Here is an 18,612-nt window from a genome sequence, read left to right as displayed (position 1 = left end):
CCGAATATTTCCGAACTTTTCGCACCAACCAGTGGGAGCGCAGATGACGACTGCGGAGATGTTGCTGCGCCTTGGCGCCGGAGTGGGCCTCGGCACGGTGATCGGATTTGAACGCCAATACCGCGCCCGGATGGCAGGCCTGCGCACGAACGCGCTGGTCGCGGCCGGGTCGACGCTGTTCGTGCTGCTGTCCGCGCACGGTTTCAGCGGAGCGAGCGCCGACCCCACCCGGGTCGCCGCGCAAATTGTTTCCGGAATCGGTTTTCTCGGCGCGGGCGTGATTCTGCGCGAGGGCCTGACCGTGCGCGGGCTCAACACGGCGGCGACGCTGTGGTGTTCCGCCGCGGTCGGCGCGCTCGCCGGAGCCGGGCTGTACACCGCCGCGGGCGCGGGCACCGCCGTGGTGATGGCGGTGAACATCGCGCTGCGCCCGCTCGGCCGGGTGGTCGACCGGCGTCCGGCGACCGGCCGCGAAACCCCGACGTCGTACACCTTCCTGGCGGTGACCAAGGACGATTCCGAAGCGCACGTGCGCGCGTTGCTCGTGCAGGCGCTGGCGCGCACCGATTTCGCGCTGCAATCGGTCACCAGCACCAATACCGACACCGACGGGCAGGTGCAGGTGCGCGCCGAACTGTCCGCCGACCAGCGTGACGACAAGCAGATGGAGTCGGCAGTCAGCCGGCTGTCCATGGAGCCGTCGGTGACCAGCGTGCGCTGGCAGGCCGAGCTCACCTACTCCGAAGAGGACAGCGAGAACTAGACCATGCTGCGCACCTTTCCCACCCGCGGCGCACTCGTCCGGCCGCGCCGCACGATCGCCGATGTGGCGGTGTTCCTCGGCGCCGCCGCGGCGTTGTGGCTGATCGTGCGGCTCGCGCACGGTGCCGCCACAGCGTGGACTCCGGCGACCGCACCGTCCACAGTGTCCACTGACCCGGCCGAACTCCCTTACTACGCCGGACGTTCGCTGCTGCGGATGTTCGTCGCACTCGTGTTGTCGGTCGGCTTCACCTTCGTCTACGCGACCGCGGCGGCCCGTCTGCGGCGCACCGAAAAGATCCTGCTGCCCGCGCTCGACATCCTCCAGTCGGTGCCGGTGCTCGGGTTCCTGTCGGTGACGATCACCGGGTTCGTCGCGCTGTTCCCGGGCTCGCAGCTGGGCCTGGAATGCGCGTCGATCTTCGCGATCTTCACCTCGCAGGCGTGGAACATGACGTTCGCGTTCCACCACTCGCTGGTGTCGCAACCGCGCGACCTCGACGAGGCGTCGCGACTGCTGAGGTTGTCGCGCTGGCAGCGATTCTGGCGCGTCGACGTGCCGAGCGGCATGATCCCGCTGGTCTGGAACGGCATGATGAGCTTCGGCGGCGGCTGGTTCTTCCTCACCGCCTCCGAAGCGCTCAGCGTCAACAACCAGAAGTTCGCGCTGCCCGGCATCGGCGCGTACGTCGCGACAGCTTCCGAAGAGGGCGATCTCGGCAAGGTGCTGCTGGCCGTCGGCGTGATGGTGGTCCTGGTCGTCGGAGTGAACGTGCTGTTCTGGCGTCCGCTCACGGCGTGGTCGGAGCGATTCCGCATCGAAAACTCCGAAGCCGCCGAAGCACCCCGCAGCCTGGTGCTCGACCTGCTGCGCCGCTCGCGGATCCCGACGCTGCTCGGCCGGGTGCTCGGCAAACTGGTGTTCCCGCTCGACCGGGCGCTGGCGGTCTTCGGGCTCGCGGAGTACCCGCTGCGGTTCTCCCCCGCCCGTCGGCGCGCCGCGGACATCGTCTTCAGCGTCGCGGTGTCCGGGCTGATCCTCTACGGCACGGCGCGGATGGTGCTGTTCATCGGCGAGACCACCGGATACGGCGAGGTCGGCCGCGTGCTGCTGCTCGGCCTGGTCACGTTCGCGCGCGTGGTGACGCTGGTGGTCGTCGGCACCCTCGTGTGGGTGCCGATCGGGGTGTGGATCGGGATGAACCCGCGAGTGTCGCGGCTCGCGCAGCCGGTGGTGCAGGTGCTCGCGTCGTTCCCGGCGAACTTCCTGTTCCCGCTGATCACCGCCGTGCTCGTGGCGACCGGGATTTCCCTGGACTGGGGCGGCATCCTGCTGATGAGCCTCGGCGCGCAGTGGTACATCCTGTTCAACGTCATCGCGGGAGCCTCGGCCATCCCGCACGATCTGCGCGAGGCGTCGGCGAACCTGCGGCTGCCGCGCGCGCTGTGGTGGTGCCGGCTCGTGCTGCCCGCGATTTTCCCGAGCTACGTCACCGGCGGGATCACCGCGGCGGGCGGCGCGTGGAACGCCTCCATCGTCGCGGAAATCGTGTCCTACAACGGCGTCACGCTCACCGCGACCGGGCTCGGCGCGTACATCGCGGACGCGACCGGCTCCGGCGATTCCGGGCGGATCCTGCTCGGAGTCGCGGTGATGAGCCTGTACGTCGTCGGCCTCAACCGGCTCTTCTGGCGGCGGTTGTACCGCCTCGCCGAGCGTCGGTTCTCCTTGTCCTGAAAGGCACCCTCATGTCCGAAGTCCTCGTGTCCGTCGAGCACGTCAGCAAAAGCTTCCCGGGTTCGGCGGGCGACGAACTGCGCGTCCTCGACGACATCACCCTCGACCTGCGCGCCGGCGAGATCGTCGCGCTGCTCGGCCGGTCCGGCAGCGGGAAATCGACGCTGCTGCGCACGATCGCCGGGCTGATCGGCCCGAGCGGCGGCACCGTGCGCTACCGCGGCGACGAACTCGACGGGGCCAATCCCGGCACCGCGATGGTGTTCCAGACCTTCGCGCTGATGCCGTGGCTGACCGTGCAGGACAACGTCGAACTCGGGCTCGCCGCCCGCGGGATCCCGCCGAGAACCCGTCGGGACCGCGCGTTGCAGGCAATCGACCTGATCGGGCTCGACGGTTTCGAATCCGCTTATCCCAAGGAGCTTTCCGGCGGGATGCGGCAGCGCGTCGGCTTCGCCCGCGCGCTCGTGCTCGAACCGGACGTCCTGCTGATGGACGAACCGTTCTCCGCGCTCGACGTGCTGACCGCGGAAAACCTCCGCACCGAGCTGATGAGCCTGTGGCAGCGCGACGATTTCCCGACGAAAGCCGTCTGCATCGTCACGCACAACATCGAGGAGGCAGTGCTGCTCGCGGACCGGGTGCTGGTCCTCGGGGCCAACCCCGGGAACCTGCGTGCGGAAGTGGAAATCGACCTCGCCCGGCCGCGCGACCGCAAATCCCCCGCTTTCGCCGCACTGGTCGAGCGTCTCTACGACCTGTTGACCGGACGCGATCCGGCGGCCGTCGAACCCGCGCAGGCGACGCCGACCGCACGGCCGCTGCCGCCCGCGTCGGTCGGCGGGCTCGCCGGGCTCGTCGAGTTGGTGCACGCCCGCGGCGGCCACGCCGACCTGCCGGATCTCGCCGCCGAACTGAGCTTCGAGGTCGACGACCTGCTGCCGCTCGTCGACGCCGCCGCCCTGCTCGACCTTCTCTTCGTGGCTGGCGGAGACCTGCACCTGACGCCGGCCGGCACCGCCTTCACCACCGCGGACATCCAGACCAGCAAGAAGATCTTCGCCGGTCAGGTCCGCGACCGGGCGCCGCTGGTGCGCACGATCGTCAACGCGCTCACCGCCAGCTCGGACGGCACGCTGCGCGCGGAGTTCTTCCTCGACCTGCTTCGCCGCGGCTTCTCCGCCGCCGACGCCCGCCAGCAACTCGACACGGCGATCGACTGGGGCCGATACGCCGAACTCTTCGACTACGACACCGACAGCGACCGCCTCACCGTCACCTCGTCGTGAGCGGCTATCACGGTTAGAACCGCGATCAGCACTCACGAGGTCTCCACGCGCGGCGCCGGGCGGTCCGCCGGAGCGTCCGGAGCCGGATCGCGGTTCACCACCGCGATCGCGAGCGCCCCGATCACCGCCACCACCGCGAACAGGTAGAAGCCCCACGGATACGCCAGCCCCGCCGACAGCAGCAGCCCGGTCACCAGCGGCCCGGACATCGCGCCGAACCGGCCGATCCCGCTCGCCGCGCCGAGCCCGGTTCCGCGCGCTTCGGCGGGGTACACGCGGGCGATGTACACGTAGACCAGCACCTGCGAGCTGAAGGTGAAGATCCCCGCCAGCAGCACGCCGGCGTACACGCTCGCCCCGGGCAGCTTGATGCTCAGCAGCGCCAGGAACACCGCCGCCGCGGCGAACCACAGGATGGTCGAACGGCGGTAGCCGATCTTGTCCGCCACCCGGCCGCCGACCAGCAGGCCGATCACCGCGCCGACGTTCAGCACCAGCAGCAGCGCCAGGGCCGCGCCGAGTTCGTAGCCCGCCGCGCGCATGATCTGCGGCAGCCAGGTGTTCAGGCCGTACACCAGCAGCAGCCCCATGAACGACGTCACCCAGAACGCGATCGTCGCGCGGCCGTAGCCGTGCCGGAACAGGACGCCCAGCGGATTGCGGTTCCGCCGGGCCTCCTTCGCCTGTTCGAGCGCCTTCGACTCGGGCAGGAACTTCATCATCATCGGCACCAGGATCAGCGCGGGAGCGGCCCCGATGACGAACATCCACTGCCAGCCGAACCGTTGCAGCACCAGGATTCCCAGCAGTGCGGTGAGCACCGCGCCGACGTGGTAGCCGGTCATCAGCACGGTGGTCGCGCTGCCGCCGCGGCCGATCCGCGCGTACTCGGTGATCAGCGCCAGCGCCGTCGGCAGCACGCCGCCGAGCCCGAGCCCGGCCAGGAACCGCAGCACGCCGAACAGCCACGGCCCGTTCGCGAACGCGCAGAGCAGCGTGCAGACCGAGAAGCTGATCACGGTCAGCAGCATCATCCCGCGGCGGCCGAACAGGTCGCTGAGCGGGCCGATCGCGAACGCGCCGACCGCCACCCCGAGCAGCCCGATCGCGGAGATCAGCGACGCCGTGTTGGGGTCGAGCCCCCACGCTTTGTCCTTGAGCAGCGCGGGCAGCACGACGCCCAGCACCACCAGGTCGAACCCTTCGAGCGCCACCGCCGTCCAGCACAGCGGGGCCACCCAGCGGGCGTGGCGCGCCCGGGGATCAGTCGAGACCGTCATGTCATCACCTGCGTCGTCGGAGGGGACCTGGCCGAATACTGCGGTTAGAACGGGTACTGCGGAAGGTCGCCGCGCACGGTGACCCACTGGGTTTCGGTGAACGCCTCCAGGTTGGCCTGCGCGCCGCCGTGCCGGGAGCCGGTCCCCGAATCCCCCACCCCGCCGAACGGGGCGAGGGCTTCGTCGTTGACCGTCTGGTCGTTGACGTGCACCAGACCGGACGGGATCCGCTCGGCGAGCGCCAACCCCCGCGCGGCGTCCCGGGTCAGGATGCCCAGCGACAGCCCGTATTCGGTACCGCCGGCCAGGCGCACTGCTTCGTCCACTGTGGAGAACGGCACGACCGGCGCGACCGGGCCGAACACCTCCTGGGCGTAGGCGGGCGCGGCGAGCGGGACGTCGGTGAGGACAGTCGGTCGGTAGAAGAGGTCCTCGTACGTGCCGCCGGCGGCGACCTTCGCGCCGGCCTTCGCGCTGCCAGTGACCACCGAGTGCACGCGGTCGCGCTGTCCCGCGTCGATCAGCGGGCCGAGGGCGACGTCGCCGGCGGCCGGGTCGCCGACGGTCAGCTTGGCCGCGTGCTCGGCCAGCGCGGCCGCGTAGTCGTCGGCGATTTCCGCCGCGACCAGGTGCCGTCCGGTCGCCATGCAGATCTGCCCGGAATGGTTGAACGAACCGAACGCGCCGACCGACGCGGCCTGCTCGACGTCCGCGTCCGCGAGCACGACCAGCGCCGAGTTGCCGCCGAGTTCGAGGTGCACGCGCTTGAGCCGTTCCCCCGCCGCCGCGGCGATCTTGCGGCCCGCGTTCGTCGAACCGGTGAACGCGATCACGCGCACCAGCGGGTCCTCGACCAGCGCCGCACCGACCTCCGCGCCGCCGGGCAGGAGGTGGAACAGACCTTCGGGAAGACCGGCTTCCTCGAAGATCCGGGCCAGCACGACGCCGCCGCACACCGCCGTGCGCGGGTCGGGCTTCGCGAGAACAGCGTTGCCGAGCGCCAAGGCGGGTGCGATCGCGCGGATGGAGAGGATCACCGGCGCGTTGAACGGCGAGATCACGCCGACCACTCCGGCCGGGACCCGGCGCGCCATCGACAGCCGGGGCTGGCTGGAACGCAACAGTTCCCCGTACGGATGCGCGGCCAGCGCGGCGGCTTCGTGGCATTCCTCGGCCGCGACCGCACGGGTCTGGAACTGCGCGAACCCCCGCGTGGCACCGGATTCCCGGATGAGCCATTCCTCGATCTCGTCGCCGTGGTCTTCGAAAAGCCGCGCTGCGCGACGCAGCACCCGCGCCCGCTGGTCATACGGCTGAGCGGCCCACTCCCGCTGTGCTTCCTTCGCGGTGGCCGCGGCTTTCGCGACATCCTCCGGAGCCGCCGCGCCGACCCGGGCGAGCGTATTGCCGGTCGCTGGCTCGACCGCGTCGTACTCTCCGCCCGCGCCGGGGATCCAGCCGCCGGAGAAAATCCGGCCCTGCCAGCCGGTTCCGAGCAACGTCATGCCGTCACCGCCACTTCGAGCACCAGCGGCTCCGTGCGCGCGGCCAACGTCGGCAGCACCTCGTTCAACACCGACTCCAGTTCTTCGTAGGTTTGCGCGCGCCGCGCCGGGCAGCCGAGCGATTTCGCGAGCCCGCTCACGCTGACCTCGTCGAATCCAGGCCACGGCGCTTTCCCGCCCCCAGCCGTGCGTTCGCCGTGCCGCACGGCGAGTTTGTCCATGATCGCGTAGCCGCCGTTGGACAGCACGATCACGAGGACGCCGACTCCGTAATGCGCGGCGCTCCACAGCGACTGGATCGAGTACAGCGACGAGCCGTCCCCGATCACCGCCACCACCGGCCGCTTCAGTCCGCCCATCCGCAGTCCGACCGCCGCCGGAATGCCGAAGCCCAGCCCGCCCATGGCCGCGCTGAGGAACCCGAGCGGCTCGCGTGCCGGGACATACGCGTGCAGCAGCGGACGGCTCGACGGGGATTCCTCGACCAGCACCGTGTCCTTGGGCAACCGGCGCGCGAGCAGACCGAACACGTGGTCCGGCCCCAGCGGCGCGCCCGGCTCCGGGGCCCCGGGCAACTCGACCGTCCGGCCGATCTTCTCCGTGCCCGCTTCCCGCGCCGGAATCAGCTCCGCCAACGGACCGCACACCGCCGACGGCCGCGCCAGCACGGCGAGGTCGACCGGGCTGCGGTGCGCCTCGTTCGGATCGTCGGTGACCACCGCGATGCGGGTGTCCGGCTCGGTCAGCTGCCCCGGTTCCCGCGGGTACTGGCGGAAAACCGGCGCGCCGACCGAGAGCACCGCGTCGTGCCCGGACAACGCTTTCCGCAGTCCTTCCCGGCCCGGCGGCAGATGCCCGGCGAACTGCGGGTGATCCTGCGGGAATCCGGCGCGCGCCCCGAACGCTTCCTGCCACACCGGGCAGGAGAGCCTCTCCGCCAGCGCGGTCAGCCCGCGCCACGATTCGGCGTCGTCGGCCCCGGCGCCCGCGACGAGCACCGGATTGCTTGCGGTACCGAGGAATTCCGCCAGTTCGGCCAGCACCGCGGGCTCGGCGGCGTTCGCGCGGACCAGCTTGGCCGGGGCGGGCAGCGGCTCGTCCGCGCCCGCTGGTTCGGACCAGTCGTCCATCGGCACGATCACCAGCGCCGGTCCGCGGTGCTCGCGCGCCTCGTGCCAGGCGCGGGCGAGCGCACCCGGAACGTCCTGCGGGCGCGGCGGTTCCGCGATCCACACCGGCGTCGGCCGGGCGAGGTCGTCGAGCCGGTGGCCGGTCAGGAACGGCTCGAGCGCGAGGTGGCGGCGGTCCTGCTGCCCGACGAGCACGACCAGCGGCGCGCGGTTGACCCGGGCGGTCGCCAGGGCGCCGACCGCGTTCCCGAGCCCCGCGGTGGTGTGCAGGATCGCGACCGCGGGCCGGTCGTTCGCGAGCGCCCAGCCGGTCGCCATGCCGACCACCGAACCCTCGTGCAGCGCCAGCACGAACTCGAGGTCGTCGGGCAGGTCGGTGAGCAGCGCGATCTCGGTCGACCCGGGGTTGGCGAACAGCGTCGTGGCGCCGAACCGGCGCAGCACGTCGAACGCGGCGTCGCGAACGGTCGGGGCAGGGCTCACGGACTTCTCCTCGGCAGTGCGGCAGCGGGCGGTCCGGAGTCTCCCGGCTCGCCTCCGGGCCGCCCAGCCCCTCTTCCACTCAGCGGAAAAGTTCCTCAGCCTTGCAATGCCCGCGTGACCCCCAGCGCGGCCATCCGGACCACCGGCACCAGCGGCGACAGATTCGGCGTGCAACTGGGCACCACCACGGAAATCGCCGCCACGACCTGATCGCCCGGCCCGCGCACCGGAGCCGCGACCGACGACGCGCCCTCGGTCATCTCGTTGCGGGAGATGCAGAACCCTTGCAGCCGGATCTCCGCCAGCACCTGCCGCAGCCGCGCCGGGTCGGTGATCGTCCCGCTGGCCCGCCGCTCGAGCCCGCCGTTGAGAATGCTTTCGAGGCAGTCCGGCGGCGCGTGCGCGAGCAGCACCTTGCCCGGCCCCGCCGCGTGCAGCGGAAGCCGCAGCCCGACCCGCGAGGTCACCACGACATCCGGATGCGCCTCGAGCTTTTCCAGATACAGCGCGCGGTCCCCGTCCAGCACGACCAGGTGGACGACCTCGTGCGTCACCTGCAGCAGATCCTGCAGAAACGGCAGCGCGACGTCCCGCAGCTCGCGCCCGCCCGGTGCCTGCGCCCCGAGCTGCCACAGCCGGAGCCCGATCCGGTACCGGCCTCGGCCGGTGCGCTCGAGCGCTCCCCAGCCGGTCAATTCGGCGAGCAGCCGGTGCACTGTGGCAGGCGCGAGCCCGGTCGCCCGGGTGATCTCGCCGTGAGTCTGCTCGGGTCGGCCGGACAGGAAGGAATCCAGCACCGCGAACGCGCGGCTCAGGACCGTGCGCCCGGGTTCGGCGGCGTTGCCGGCGATCGCGTGCCTCCGGGGCTGCGGTGGAACGGGACGGGGACTGGCCGCCCATCATCCGCCAGTCCCGCGGACACGGCAACCCGCCTTCCCCCCGACCGTCCACACTGGACGCTCACCGCACCGCGCCCGCCGGCCTCGCCGCCCGCCGCTCCGGCGCGGTGCCCAGCGCGACCGCCAGCACCACCGCCGCCAGGACCGCCGCCGCGGGCCCCAGCCACCCCGCTCCGCCGTTCGCCAGCACCACGCCGCCGATCCCCGCCCCGATCGCGGTCCCGACGTAATTCATCGACCCGTTGAGGCTCAGCGCGACCGCCGCGACGTCCCCGCCCGCCGCGAACACCCGGTTCTGCTGCGGGATGAACAGCATCGACCCCAGCACCCCCAGCACGAACAACACCACGAGCGTCGGCCCGAACCACCGCTGAACGACCGGCAACGAGCCCGCGGCCACCGCCACGACCCCCAGCCCCGCCACGATCACCCGCAACGACGCGACCCGCTCCGCGACCCACCCGACGAGCCGGTTGCCGAGGAAGAACCCCGCCCCGTTGACCAGCAACGCCACCAGAATCGCGTCCGCACTGCCCGGCGCGCTCACCCCCACCACCGCGGACGCGTACGCCATCAGCAAGAACGACGGCGCCAACACCAGCGCGCTGACCGCGAGCAACATGACGATCCGCGGATTGACCAGCACCGCCAGCCGTTCGCGCATCGTCGTCGCGGGCAACGTCATCGACGGAACGAACACCCCGGCCAGCACCGCCGCGACCGCCGCCAGCACCACAATCGTCCACAACGTGCCGCGCCACCCCCAGACCTGCCCGATCAGCAGACCGAACGGCACCCCGAGCACCGCGGCGAGACTCGACCCCGCCCCGATCACCGCGAACGCCCGCGCCCTCCGCTCCGGCGCGGCAAGCACTCCGGCGACCGCGAAAGCATTGGCCTGAAACGCAGCCGCCCCCAGCGCCGCGACCACCCGCCCCGCCACCACGACGCCGAAGGAGGCCCCCGCCGCCTGCAACACCATGCCGACGAGAAACGCCCCCATCCCTGCACCGATCACGACCCGGCGGTCCACCCGCCCCGCGAGCGTCGCGATCACCGGCGACCCCACCGCATACGCGACCGCGAAGACCGTCGTGAGCTGCCCCGCCGCCGCGACGCTCACCGACAGATCCCGCGAGATGTCCGAAAGCAGCCCAGGAAGCACGAACCCGTCCACCCCGAGCACGAACGTGCCCACGGCCAGGATCACCATGCGCACACCGTTCGATGATTGTCGAATCGTCACATCGATGGAGCCTAAACTATGATTCGACGACGGTCAAAGCATTGATTGGAGCCCCGCCAGTGCCGCGCACGCTGCCCGAGCCGTCCGTCGAATCGTTCGACCTGACGGTGATCCTCAGCGCCCTAGCCGATCCAGGCAGGCGGACGCTGCTGAAGACGATGTACCAAGCCGGGGATCCGATCGACTGCGCGGCACTGGTGGAGAAAGCGGACCTGGGCCTCAGCAACCCGACGATCTCGCACCACTACCGGGTCCTCCGGGAGGCCGGCCTGACCCGCACCGTCGCCGAAGGCCGCCACCGGATCGTCCATGTGCGGCGCGACGAGGTGGAGGCGCGGTTCCCTGGACTGCTGGAGGCAATCCTCACCGCTCCCGAACGCACGCCTCCCCCGCACGGCTGACGCGCCGCTCCCCGGTCTGTCCACATCGGACGCTGGTGCCGCCGCCCGCGAGGGGCCCCCTTCACGACCAGCACCCCACTACGCGATGCGCTCATGCGGCGTTCGGCGCATCCCACGCACCCAATGCGGCACTGGGTGCATGCGACGCACCCAATGCGGCGTTCGGTGCATGCGACGCACCCAATGCCACATTGGGGCGCTAGCGCCGCCCCGCGAACCGCAGCCGATGCACCCGGCATTCGAGGCACCCAACCGCACCGATGCACCCACCCATGGAGGCACCCCGCACCGCCCCCAACCCCGATCCGAAGCCGCCCTGCGGTTCAGCACAATAAACCTTCGGGGGTGGGGGCCACCGCCCCAGCGCAATGTCGCCCGCCAGGGCGACGAGCCGACCCCTCACCGCCCAAACTCAGGCACCGCAGGACTCACGTCCAACGCGTCCCGATTGAACGTCACCGCCACCCCGCGCCCCCGCAACCGAGACGCCCGCTCGTCGATCTTCCACCCGTCGACCCGAACCCCGACCCGGGGATGCCGCCGAACCTGATCGCTGTCCAACCGAGCCCGGACACTCACCGATTCCCCGCCGACCACATTCACATAATTATCACTAAACGTAGCGGGAAGAACCCTTTCCCCGGTGCGAACGTCATAAACCTGCAAATGCAGCATCAACGCCACAGACTCACCGATATTCCGCACATCGACCACAACCTCACCCCCATCCGGCCCCCGGGAAACCCCGGCGATCACCGAAACCGCGGCCGCGGGCATCTCGTCCAGGCCGGCGAACCCGGCCTCCCGCCCAGGACTCTCCACCCACGAGAAACTCCGAACAACCTCCAGCCCCCGAAGATCCCGCAACACCAGCCGGACAAAAGCAACTTCGGCAGGCGCCCTTTTCAACGCCGAAGCAACGCTCCCCACCACACCGCGATCAGCTGGGCCAACCCCGCCCACCGGAAACGAGGCACGACCGAATTCCGCCCCGTCCAGCCCGTAGAGCGAGACGTCGACCCTCCCCCGAACCGCCTCCCGCGAATGGTTCGCCACCACCACATCGAAAGTCCGCGCATCCAGCACCACATTCACCCGCCGGCAAGCATGCTGAACCGCGTAGAACGCCGAATGCGCCTCCAAATCGTGGCTGTACATCTGCCAAACGAAACTAGGCTGCGCAGGATTGGTCATCCACATAATGACCCCAGTTCGCGGATAAGGCCCAGCACTCCGCATATGCGCCACTGGCGCCTCGTAAATCGCCCTGATGCACTCGTAATTCATCAACTGCGACTTGCGCGCGAAATCCGCGAGGTTCCGCACCTCCCCGTACCGCTCGGCAGTCAGCCGGAGGTACCCGGCCCCGCCCCCGTTCCCTCCGTTGCCGTTGACATCCCGATCAGCCCAGAAGTCGTCCGGATGCTCCCACGAAGCCTCCGGCAGCATCTTCCGCATGAACTCCAGCGTCGGAATCGAATAAGACCCGACCTCGTTGTGAAACGGCGGCCACTGGGTACCGTCGTTCAACGAGAAGTGCTGGGCAGGCGGCACCCAGTGATACGGCCCGCCGGACCGGTACCCGTCAACCGGATTCTTCCCGGTGTCCCCGGCAGAACTGGTCAGCACCACCCGCTGCGGGTCCAGTTCGGCGACCAGCGCGTCCAGGCCGTCGATCAACGGCTGCGGAGGCGGCCCCTCGTTCCCGCCGCACCACAGCAGGATCGAGGGGTGGTTGCGGAACCGCACGATGCAATCGCGGATGTTCGCGAGGTCCCGGGCGACGTTCTCCGCGGGCGGCCCTTCGGTCGAGCAGAAGAAGTCCTGCCAGACCAGGATGCCGTACTCGTCGCAGGCGGCGAAGAAGTCCTCGGTACTGCTCTGCCCGTTCCAATTCCGGATCACATTGAGATTGGCGTCCCGGTGCAATCGAACCTGCGCACGCACCCTGTCCCGGGGAATCCGCTTCAGCGCCTCGTCCAGCCCCCAGTTCCCGCCCATCACCAGAATCGGCTGATTGTTGACCGTAATAGCCAGACACTGGCTCACCGTCCCGGAGGGCGACCGCATCGGCGTCGTGTACTCGATCCGCCGGATCCCGAAGTCCACGGTCCGTTCGTCGTGCACCTGGCCGCCGGACTCGACCCCGACCGCCAACCGGTACCGATAAGGTTCCCCGTACCCATTGGGCCACCACAACTTCGGCCGATCCACCCGCAGACAGGCGATCTCCTTCGACGTCAGCACCACCGACGACGCCCCGGCCGGAACACTGACCGTCCGCCGGAACCCCTGCCCGTCGAGGGACCCCGTCACCACCACGGACTCCCCGGCAGCGCTGTCCAACGCAAGCGAGACCGCGACCTCCGCCGTCCGCAAATCCTGCGACAGCGTCGAGGCGACCTGCACGTCAGCCACCCGGACCGGCCCGGTGGTACGCCACGTGACCGGCTGCCAGATCCCCAGATCCCGGTCCGGAATGGTAGGCAGCCAGTCCCACCCAGCGGTGCAGAAGAACGTCGGCCCGTTCTTCAGCGTGATCCCGGTCGGGCCGCCATTGCGCCCGCCTCGCGTCACCCCGCTGGCGTAACTCGGCAACGCGGGCGGATCGGCGTAGTCGAGCTTCCCGACCAGCACCGCCAGCCAGGCGACGCCGTCCGCCTCGGCCACGATGTCGGTGACCTCGAAGACCTCGCGCTTGAACGCGCCTTCGACCGTCCCGACCCTGGTCCCGTTGAGCCAGACGGTCCCGAGGTAGTTGATTCCGGCGAACTGCAGCCAGAACCGCTGGCCTGGAACCAGCCGCGGCACCCGGAACGCGACCCGGTACCAGTAGCCGGTGTCCTTGAGGCTGTCCGGAACGGTGTCCGTCACGATGCGGCCGTACAACGGATCGGGATACTCGCCGTTGGCGATCATGCTCGTCAGCGGAGTTCCCGGAACCACGGCGGGCTTCAGCCCCGCGACGTTCTGCGCACTGGCCAGCACGCTCCCGTCCGCAGCCGTGCCGTCGGCCGCGACAAAGGTCCAGCCGCTGCCGATCTCGCCGCCGCCGACCTGAGGCGGACGTGCGTCCGGAGCCGCCTCGGCGGTGCCGGACACCCCGAACGCGCCGAGCACACCACCGCCCGCGACAGCAATCCCGCCGGACAGAAACCGCCTGCGATTCACCTGGGTCACGTCGCTCCCATAGCCTCTGACATCGTTGTCAACCGCACTCGAACCCTATTATTCGGCCGCCCGCCGTCCCGATGTCAAGCGGCGTCAGGAGGTTTCCGCGCCCCCGCACGGTTTCTGTCGGGCGGACAACCGGCAGCGGCGCCCCTGCGTGACCGTCCGCTGCGCCATAGGAAGGAACCTTTATAAAGTCGGCGGGAAATCGCCCCGCACCCCTGGCGACCGGCCGCCTTGCGCTTTTAGGGTGACGGCGTTCGGGGCGGGGACGACTGCCCCGCTCACCGGTGCACCACCGAAGGAAAGCGAGTTTCCCATGCCCGAGCCCGTCGAGATGTGGACCGCGCCCGACTTCGTCGAGTACGAAACGCCGATGGAGGTCACCGCCTACGCGGCCCGCCGGGAGGAATGACCCGCCGGACGGGGCCGGTCCGCCGCGGTCCCGTCCGTTCCGGAAAACCTTACCGCTGAGCGAAAATCCCGGAGGACGCGAATGTCCACTGTGCACCCGATGAGTCCGGCGGAGTTCACCGGAGCGCTGCGCGGCCTCCAGCACCGGTACTGGGGCAGCCATCCGTTCCACCAGCGCATGCACGCCGGCGAACTGACCGCGCAGGAATTGCGGCTCTGGGCCGCGAACCGCTGGTACTACCAATGCGTGCTGCCGCGGAAAGACGCGGCCATCATCAGCAATTGCCCGATCCCGGAAATCCGCCGGATCTGGCTCGACCGCATCGTCTACCACGACGGCGCCGTGGAGGGCGAAGGCGGAGCCGAACGCTGGCTGCGGCTGTGCGCCGCCGTTGGTCTGGACCGCGCCGAAGTCCTCGACGAGCGGCACGTCGCTCCGGGCGTCCGGTTCGCCGTCGACGCCTACGTCGCCTTCGCGCGTACCAAGCCCTGGGTGGAAGCCGTCGCCTCCGGCCTGACCGAGATGTTCGCCGGGCACCTGATGCAGCAGCGCGTGGCCGACGTCCTGGCGAACTATTCGTGGATTTCCCGTGCCGACCTGGCGTACTTCACCAACCGGATCGACAAGGTCTCCGGAGAGGGCAAGGACACTTTGGACATCGTCGTGCAGCACTGCGTCACCCGCGAACAGCAGGAGAAGGCAGTGTCCGCGCTGTCGTTCAAGTGCGATGTCCTGTGGTCGATGCTCGACGCCATCGAACGCGCCGCCGCCAAGGAGTGAGCCGATGGACACCATCACCGCCGCGTCGGTGCCGAAACTGCGCGTCGGCGTGCGCCTGACGTTCGATCGCGTGCGCGGGGCGCACGTGCTGTTGTTCCCGGAAGGCGTGCTGGTGCCGAACTCGACAGCCACCGCGGTCCTGGAACTCTGCGACGGCACCGCCCCGGTTTCCGGCATCGTCACCGCATTGAGCAGCCGGTACCAAGGCGTCCAAGAAAGCGACGTCCTGGCCGTGCTGGCCCGGTTCGGACAACGGCGGGTGATCGAATGGACGTAGCCGCGCCGCTCGGATTGCTCGCCGAACTGACCCACCGCTGTCCCCTGCACTGCCCGTACTGCTCGAATCCCGTGGAACTCGTGGCCCGATCCGCGGAAATGTCCACCGCTGAATGGACCGGCGCGCTGTCCCAAGCCCGGGAACTGGGCGTGCTCCAGGTCCACCTCTCCGGTGGAGAACCATTGGCCCGCCCGGATCTTCCGCACCTGGTCACGCACGCGAGCGACCTCGGCTGCTACGTCAACCTCGTCACCTCCGGCCTGGGACTGACCGAGCCCCGGCTGACCGATCTCGTCGAACGGGGTCTCGCGCACGTCCAGCTCTCCGCCCAAGCCGCCACCCCAGAGCGGGCGAACCTGCTCGCCGGAGCGAAAGCCTTCGACCGAAAACTGGCCGCCGCCGAGCTGGTGAAAGCCTCCGGCCTGCCGCTGACCGTCAACGTGGTGCTGCACCGGCACAACCACGACCAGCTGGCCGAAATCATCTCGCTCGCCGAGTCGATGGGCGCGGACCGGCTCGAACTGGCCAACACCCAGTACTACGGCTGGGCCCTGCGCAACCGCGACGCACTGATGCCCACCCGCGCGCAGCTCGCCGCCGCGGAACCCATAGTCCGCGCAGCCGTCGAACGCCTCCGCGGCACGATGGAGATCATCTACGTCATCGCCGACTACTACGAGCCGTTCCCCAAACCGTGCATGCACGGCTGGGGCGCGCGGCAACTCACCATCGCGCCCGACGGCACCGTCCTGCCCTGCCCCGCCGCCAGCGCGATCACCACGCTCAAGCTCGACAACGTCCGTGACACCGCCTTGGCCGACATCTGGTACCGCTCGGAGTCCTTCAACGCCTACCGCGGCGAAGACTGGATGCGCGACCCGTGCCGCACCTGCGACCGGCGTACCGCGGACTTCGGCGGCTGCCGCTGCCAGGCGTTCCAGCTCACCGGCGACGCGGCGAACGCCGACCCCGTGTGCTCCCGCTCGCCACACCGCGGCACAGTCGACCTCGTCCTCGCCGCACCGTCCGCTTCGGACCTGGTTATGCGTGGCCCGGCCCGATGAAGGTCATCCTCCTGGGCACCGCAGCAGGCGGCGGATTTCCCCAGTGGAATTGCGCCTGCTCGCAATGCACTTCGGACTCTCCGCCACGTACGCAGGACAGCGTCGCCTTCAGCGCGGACGGCCGCACCTGGCATCTCCTCAATGCCTCGCCCGACATCCGCGCGCAAATCCTGGCGACCCCAGCACTGCGTGCCGGACCAGGCCCGCGCGAAACGCCGCTGCGCACAGTCCTGCTCACCGACGCCGAACTAGACCACGCCCTCGGTCTGCTCATGCTCCGCGAGGCGACGGCCCTGACCGTCCACGCCCCCGCCGCCGCCCTGCACGCGCTGACCGACCGCTTCCCGGCCCGCTCCATCGTCGGCGAGTACCACGACTGGACCTGGCGCCCCGCCACCGAGACCACCCTCGACGGCCTGCACATCACCTCCTTTCCCGTCAGCGACAAACAGCCGAAGTACGCCCGCGCCTCCACCCAGCCCGGCCCGTGGGTCGTCGCGTACCGCATCCACGACCCGGCAACCGGCGGCACGCTCGTCTACGCGCCCTGCCTGCGCACCTGGCCATCCGGCTTCGACGGTTTCACCGACGGCGCAGACCTCGTCCTCCTGGACGGCACCTTCTACAGCGCCACCGAATTCACGACGGCCACCGAGAGCGCCAACCCGGCCGCCCAGCAGGCGATGGGCCACGTGCCGATCACCACGACGCTCACCACCCGCCCAGGCACCGCCCGCTGGGCTTACACGCATCTGAACAACACGAACCCGGTCGTGGACCCGGCCAGTCCGGAACACGCCGCGGTGCTGCGTGCCGGAGCGGAACTGCCGCCGGACGGAACCGAGTTCACGCTCTGACCGAGGCACTCAAGCACGCGCGCTGGATCAGTGGTCGCGGCAAGAACCGCTATGTGTCAAAAGCTTCGCCTCCGGCAACTCTGGGGAGGTGAAGAGCCATCACGTCCGTCCCGACGGCTGGAGCGTTTTCCAGCTGCCCAGGACGTTTGCACCGCCCGACTCCGCGCAGCCGCTGCCGTCCCGGCCGCCGTTCCGCGACTGACCTCGGCGAGCACGGCCAAGCCGCCTCCGGCCTGTCCTGGCGCACCGCACGGCACAGCCGTACCCGGCCCGGAGAACCGGGACTTCCCATCGGCCGCCTCCCGCCACCACACCGCCTCCTTACCGCCACCGACAGCACTGCCTTCGACAACCTTCCCTCCCGGCGCCCGCCGGAACTCCGCGCCGCTAAGTCCGGATATCCCCCACCAGCAACGTCCGCTCCAGGAACTCCGGCGTGAACACCACTCCGGTCATCCCGGCCGCCACTGCGAACGCCGCCGCGATCGGATGCGACGGTCGTTCCTCCTGCCCCGGATCCAACCCGGACTCGCGCATCAACGGCGTCAACCGATCCGGCTCGCTCCCGTACCGGCGGCTCGGCATCCGCGGGGCGAAGCCCGTCATCACTGTGCCGTCCACCGCGTGGACGAAATGCGCTTCGGCGAAGTCGTGCCGGTTGACCGCCACGACTTCGCTTTCCTTCGACAGTCCGGCAATGACTTCCGGCAGGTTCCCGCGCCACCCGAACGGCTCGATCGCCACGCTCCACTCCCCGCACGAGACCACGCCGACATGGCCGCCGCCGTTTCCGCCTTGGGTTTGCCCGACGTACTCCGCTACCCGGCTGTTCAGCTCCGCGAACGCCAGCTGTTCGCCAGCGTCCGCACCGAAGCGCCGCAAGACCTCGGGCGGGTCGAGCCTGCGCACGAACGAAACGCAGAAGATGTCCTGCAGCGGGCCGTTGTTCTCCAGCCAGGCAAGGTGGTTCAGGGTATTCGTCATCGTGTCCTCCTCAGTCGGTCCAGGCCATGGTGGCAGGCGCCACCGACAAAAAATCGCCGAGCATCCGGCAACCCCGCCCCCTTCGGGTGAAGACCGGCCTCGCGTTCGCCGCCACTATCGGATTCCGCCGCCTGCCTCCGGAGGATTCGCATGGTGCGAGCGCAGTTCACCGACTTCCCGGCCCGCCGGTTCCGCAAGCACCGGCACGCCCATCGCCTGGCACGCCGCACCTTCCGGCACTTCGCCGACCGGCGAGGCGAGGGCGGGCGACCGCCTTTCGCCCAACGCGCGAATCACCGGGAAAGCCGCACCTCCCGAGACTCCGCCGATC

16 protein-coding genes are annotated in these 18,612 nt (G+C 69.9%); 9 read left to right on the top strand and 7 right to left on the bottom strand.

Annotated features, from left to right (window positions below):
- The first annotated feature begins 43 nt into the window (after positions 1 to 43).
- From H4281_RS00665 to H4281_RS00655, 3 genes are read left to right on the top strand one after another with little or no spacing between them, the layout of a single operon-like run.
- On the top strand, positions 44 to 763 hold the full coding sequence (locus tag H4281_RS00665; protein ID WP_182888880.1) for an MgtC/SapB family protein: 720 nt from the start codon (positions 44 to 46) through the stop codon (positions 761 to 763).
- A gap of 3 nt (positions 764 to 766) precedes the next feature.
- Positions 767 to 2,500, top strand: coding sequence for an ABC transporter permease (locus tag H4281_RS00660; protein ID WP_182888879.1), 1,734 nt, complete (start codon positions 767 to 769; stop codon positions 2,498 to 2,500).
- 11 nt (positions 2,501 to 2,511) lie between these two features.
- Positions 2,512 to 3,789 carry an ABC transporter ATP-binding protein gene (locus H4281_RS00655; protein WP_182888878.1) on the top strand — a complete coding sequence of 426 codons (1,278 nt, stop codon included), beginning with the start codon at positions 2,512 to 2,514 and terminating at the stop codon, positions 3,787 to 3,789.
- A gap of 32 nt (positions 3,790 to 3,821) precedes the next feature.
- On the opposite strand, the gene H4281_RS00650 is transcribed toward H4281_RS00655, so the two are convergent.
- The 5 genes from H4281_RS00650 to H4281_RS00630 form a co-directional block, all read right to left on the bottom strand.
- A complete protein-coding gene (locus tag H4281_RS00650) occupies positions 3,822 to 5,069 on the bottom strand; it encodes an MFS transporter (protein ID WP_182888877.1) in 1,248 nt (415 codons plus the stop codon).
- A gap of 44 nt (positions 5,070 to 5,113) precedes the next feature.
- Entirely contained in the window at positions 5,114 to 6,574 is a 1,461-nt protein-coding gene (locus tag H4281_RS00645) for an aldehyde dehydrogenase family protein (RefSeq protein WP_182888876.1), read from the bottom strand.
- Entirely contained in the window at positions 6,571 to 8,187 is a 1,617-nt protein-coding gene (locus tag H4281_RS00640; RefSeq protein WP_182888875.1) for a thiamine pyrophosphate-dependent enzyme, read from the bottom strand. The genes H4281_RS00645 and H4281_RS00640 overlap by 4 nt, the downstream gene beginning before the upstream one ends.
- A 95-nt stretch (positions 8,188 to 8,282) precedes the next feature.
- On the bottom strand, positions 8,283 to 8,984 hold the full coding sequence (locus H4281_RS00635; RefSeq protein WP_312872028.1) for an IclR family transcriptional regulator: 702 nt from the start codon (positions 8,982 to 8,984) through the stop codon (positions 8,283 to 8,285).
- 163 nt (positions 8,985 to 9,147) lie between these two features.
- Entirely contained in the window at positions 9,148 to 10,299 is a 1,152-nt protein-coding gene (locus H4281_RS00630) for an MFS transporter (RefSeq protein ID WP_182888874.1), read from the bottom strand.
- A 92-nt stretch (positions 10,300 to 10,391) separates the two neighbouring features.
- Here H4281_RS00630 and H4281_RS00625 point away from each other — a divergent pair, with 92 nt between their 5' ends.
- Positions 10,392 to 10,733 (top strand): ArsR/SmtB family transcription factor, encoded by a 342-nt coding sequence (locus tag H4281_RS00625; RefSeq protein WP_182888873.1) that lies wholly within the window; start codon positions 10,392 to 10,394, stop codon positions 10,731 to 10,733.
- A gap of 399 nt (positions 10,734 to 11,132) precedes the next feature.
- Here H4281_RS00625 and H4281_RS00620 read toward each other — a convergent pair whose 3' ends face one another.
- Positions 11,133 to 13,913, bottom strand: a complete 2,781-nt coding sequence (locus H4281_RS00620; RefSeq protein WP_182888872.1) for a glycoside hydrolase family 2 protein — start codon at positions 13,911 to 13,913, stop codon at positions 11,133 to 11,135.
- Positions 13,914 to 14,223: 310 nt separating this feature from the next.
- On the opposite strand from H4281_RS00620, the gene pqqA reads away from it, so the two are divergent.
- The 5 genes from pqqA to pqqB all read left to right on the top strand — a co-directional run bounded on the left by pqqA (position 14,224) and on the right by pqqB (position 17,297).
- Positions 14,224 to 14,319 (top strand): pyrroloquinoline quinone precursor peptide PqqA, encoded by a 96-nt coding sequence (gene pqqA, locus H4281_RS00615; RefSeq protein WP_037358081.1) that lies wholly within the window; start codon positions 14,224 to 14,226, stop codon positions 14,317 to 14,319.
- 81 nt (positions 14,320 to 14,400) lie between these two features.
- Positions 14,401 to 15,099 (top strand): pyrroloquinoline-quinone synthase PqqC, encoded by a 699-nt coding sequence (pqqC, locus tag H4281_RS00610; protein ID WP_182888871.1) that lies wholly within the window; start codon positions 14,401 to 14,403, stop codon positions 15,097 to 15,099.
- Positions 15,100 to 15,103: 4 nt separating this feature from the next.
- On the top strand, positions 15,104 to 15,376 hold the full coding sequence (gene pqqD / locus H4281_RS00605; protein WP_182888870.1) for a pyrroloquinoline quinone biosynthesis peptide chaperone PqqD: 273 nt from the start codon (positions 15,104 to 15,106) through the stop codon (positions 15,374 to 15,376).
- Entirely contained in the window at positions 15,367 to 16,440 is a 1,074-nt protein-coding gene (pqqE, locus tag H4281_RS00600; RefSeq protein ID WP_182888869.1) for a pyrroloquinoline quinone biosynthesis protein PqqE, read from the top strand. The genes pqqD and pqqE overlap by 10 nt, the downstream gene beginning before the upstream one ends.
- Entirely contained in the window at positions 16,437 to 17,297 is an 861-nt protein-coding gene (gene pqqB, locus H4281_RS00595; RefSeq protein ID WP_182888868.1) for a pyrroloquinoline quinone biosynthesis protein PqqB, read from the top strand. Before pqqE ends, pqqB begins: the two co-directional genes overlap by 4 nt.
- A gap of 387 nt (positions 17,298 to 17,684) precedes the next feature.
- Here the strand turns inward: pqqB and H4281_RS00590 are convergent, their stop codons facing one another.
- Positions 17,685 to 18,281 (bottom strand): DUF6461 domain-containing protein, encoded by a 597-nt coding sequence (locus H4281_RS00590; RefSeq protein ID WP_182888867.1) that lies wholly within the window; start codon positions 18,279 to 18,281, stop codon positions 17,685 to 17,687.
- Between the last annotated feature and the right edge of the window lie 331 nt (positions 18,282 to 18,612).

The organism is Amycolatopsis dendrobii (assembly GCF_014145675.1).
In the GTDB taxonomy this organism is placed as follows: domain Bacteria; phylum Actinomycetota; class Actinomycetes; order Mycobacteriales; family Pseudonocardiaceae; genus Amycolatopsis; species Amycolatopsis dendrobii.
Note: the sequence above shows the minus strand (reverse complement) of the source record. Positions and strands in the feature narration are given on the sequence as shown.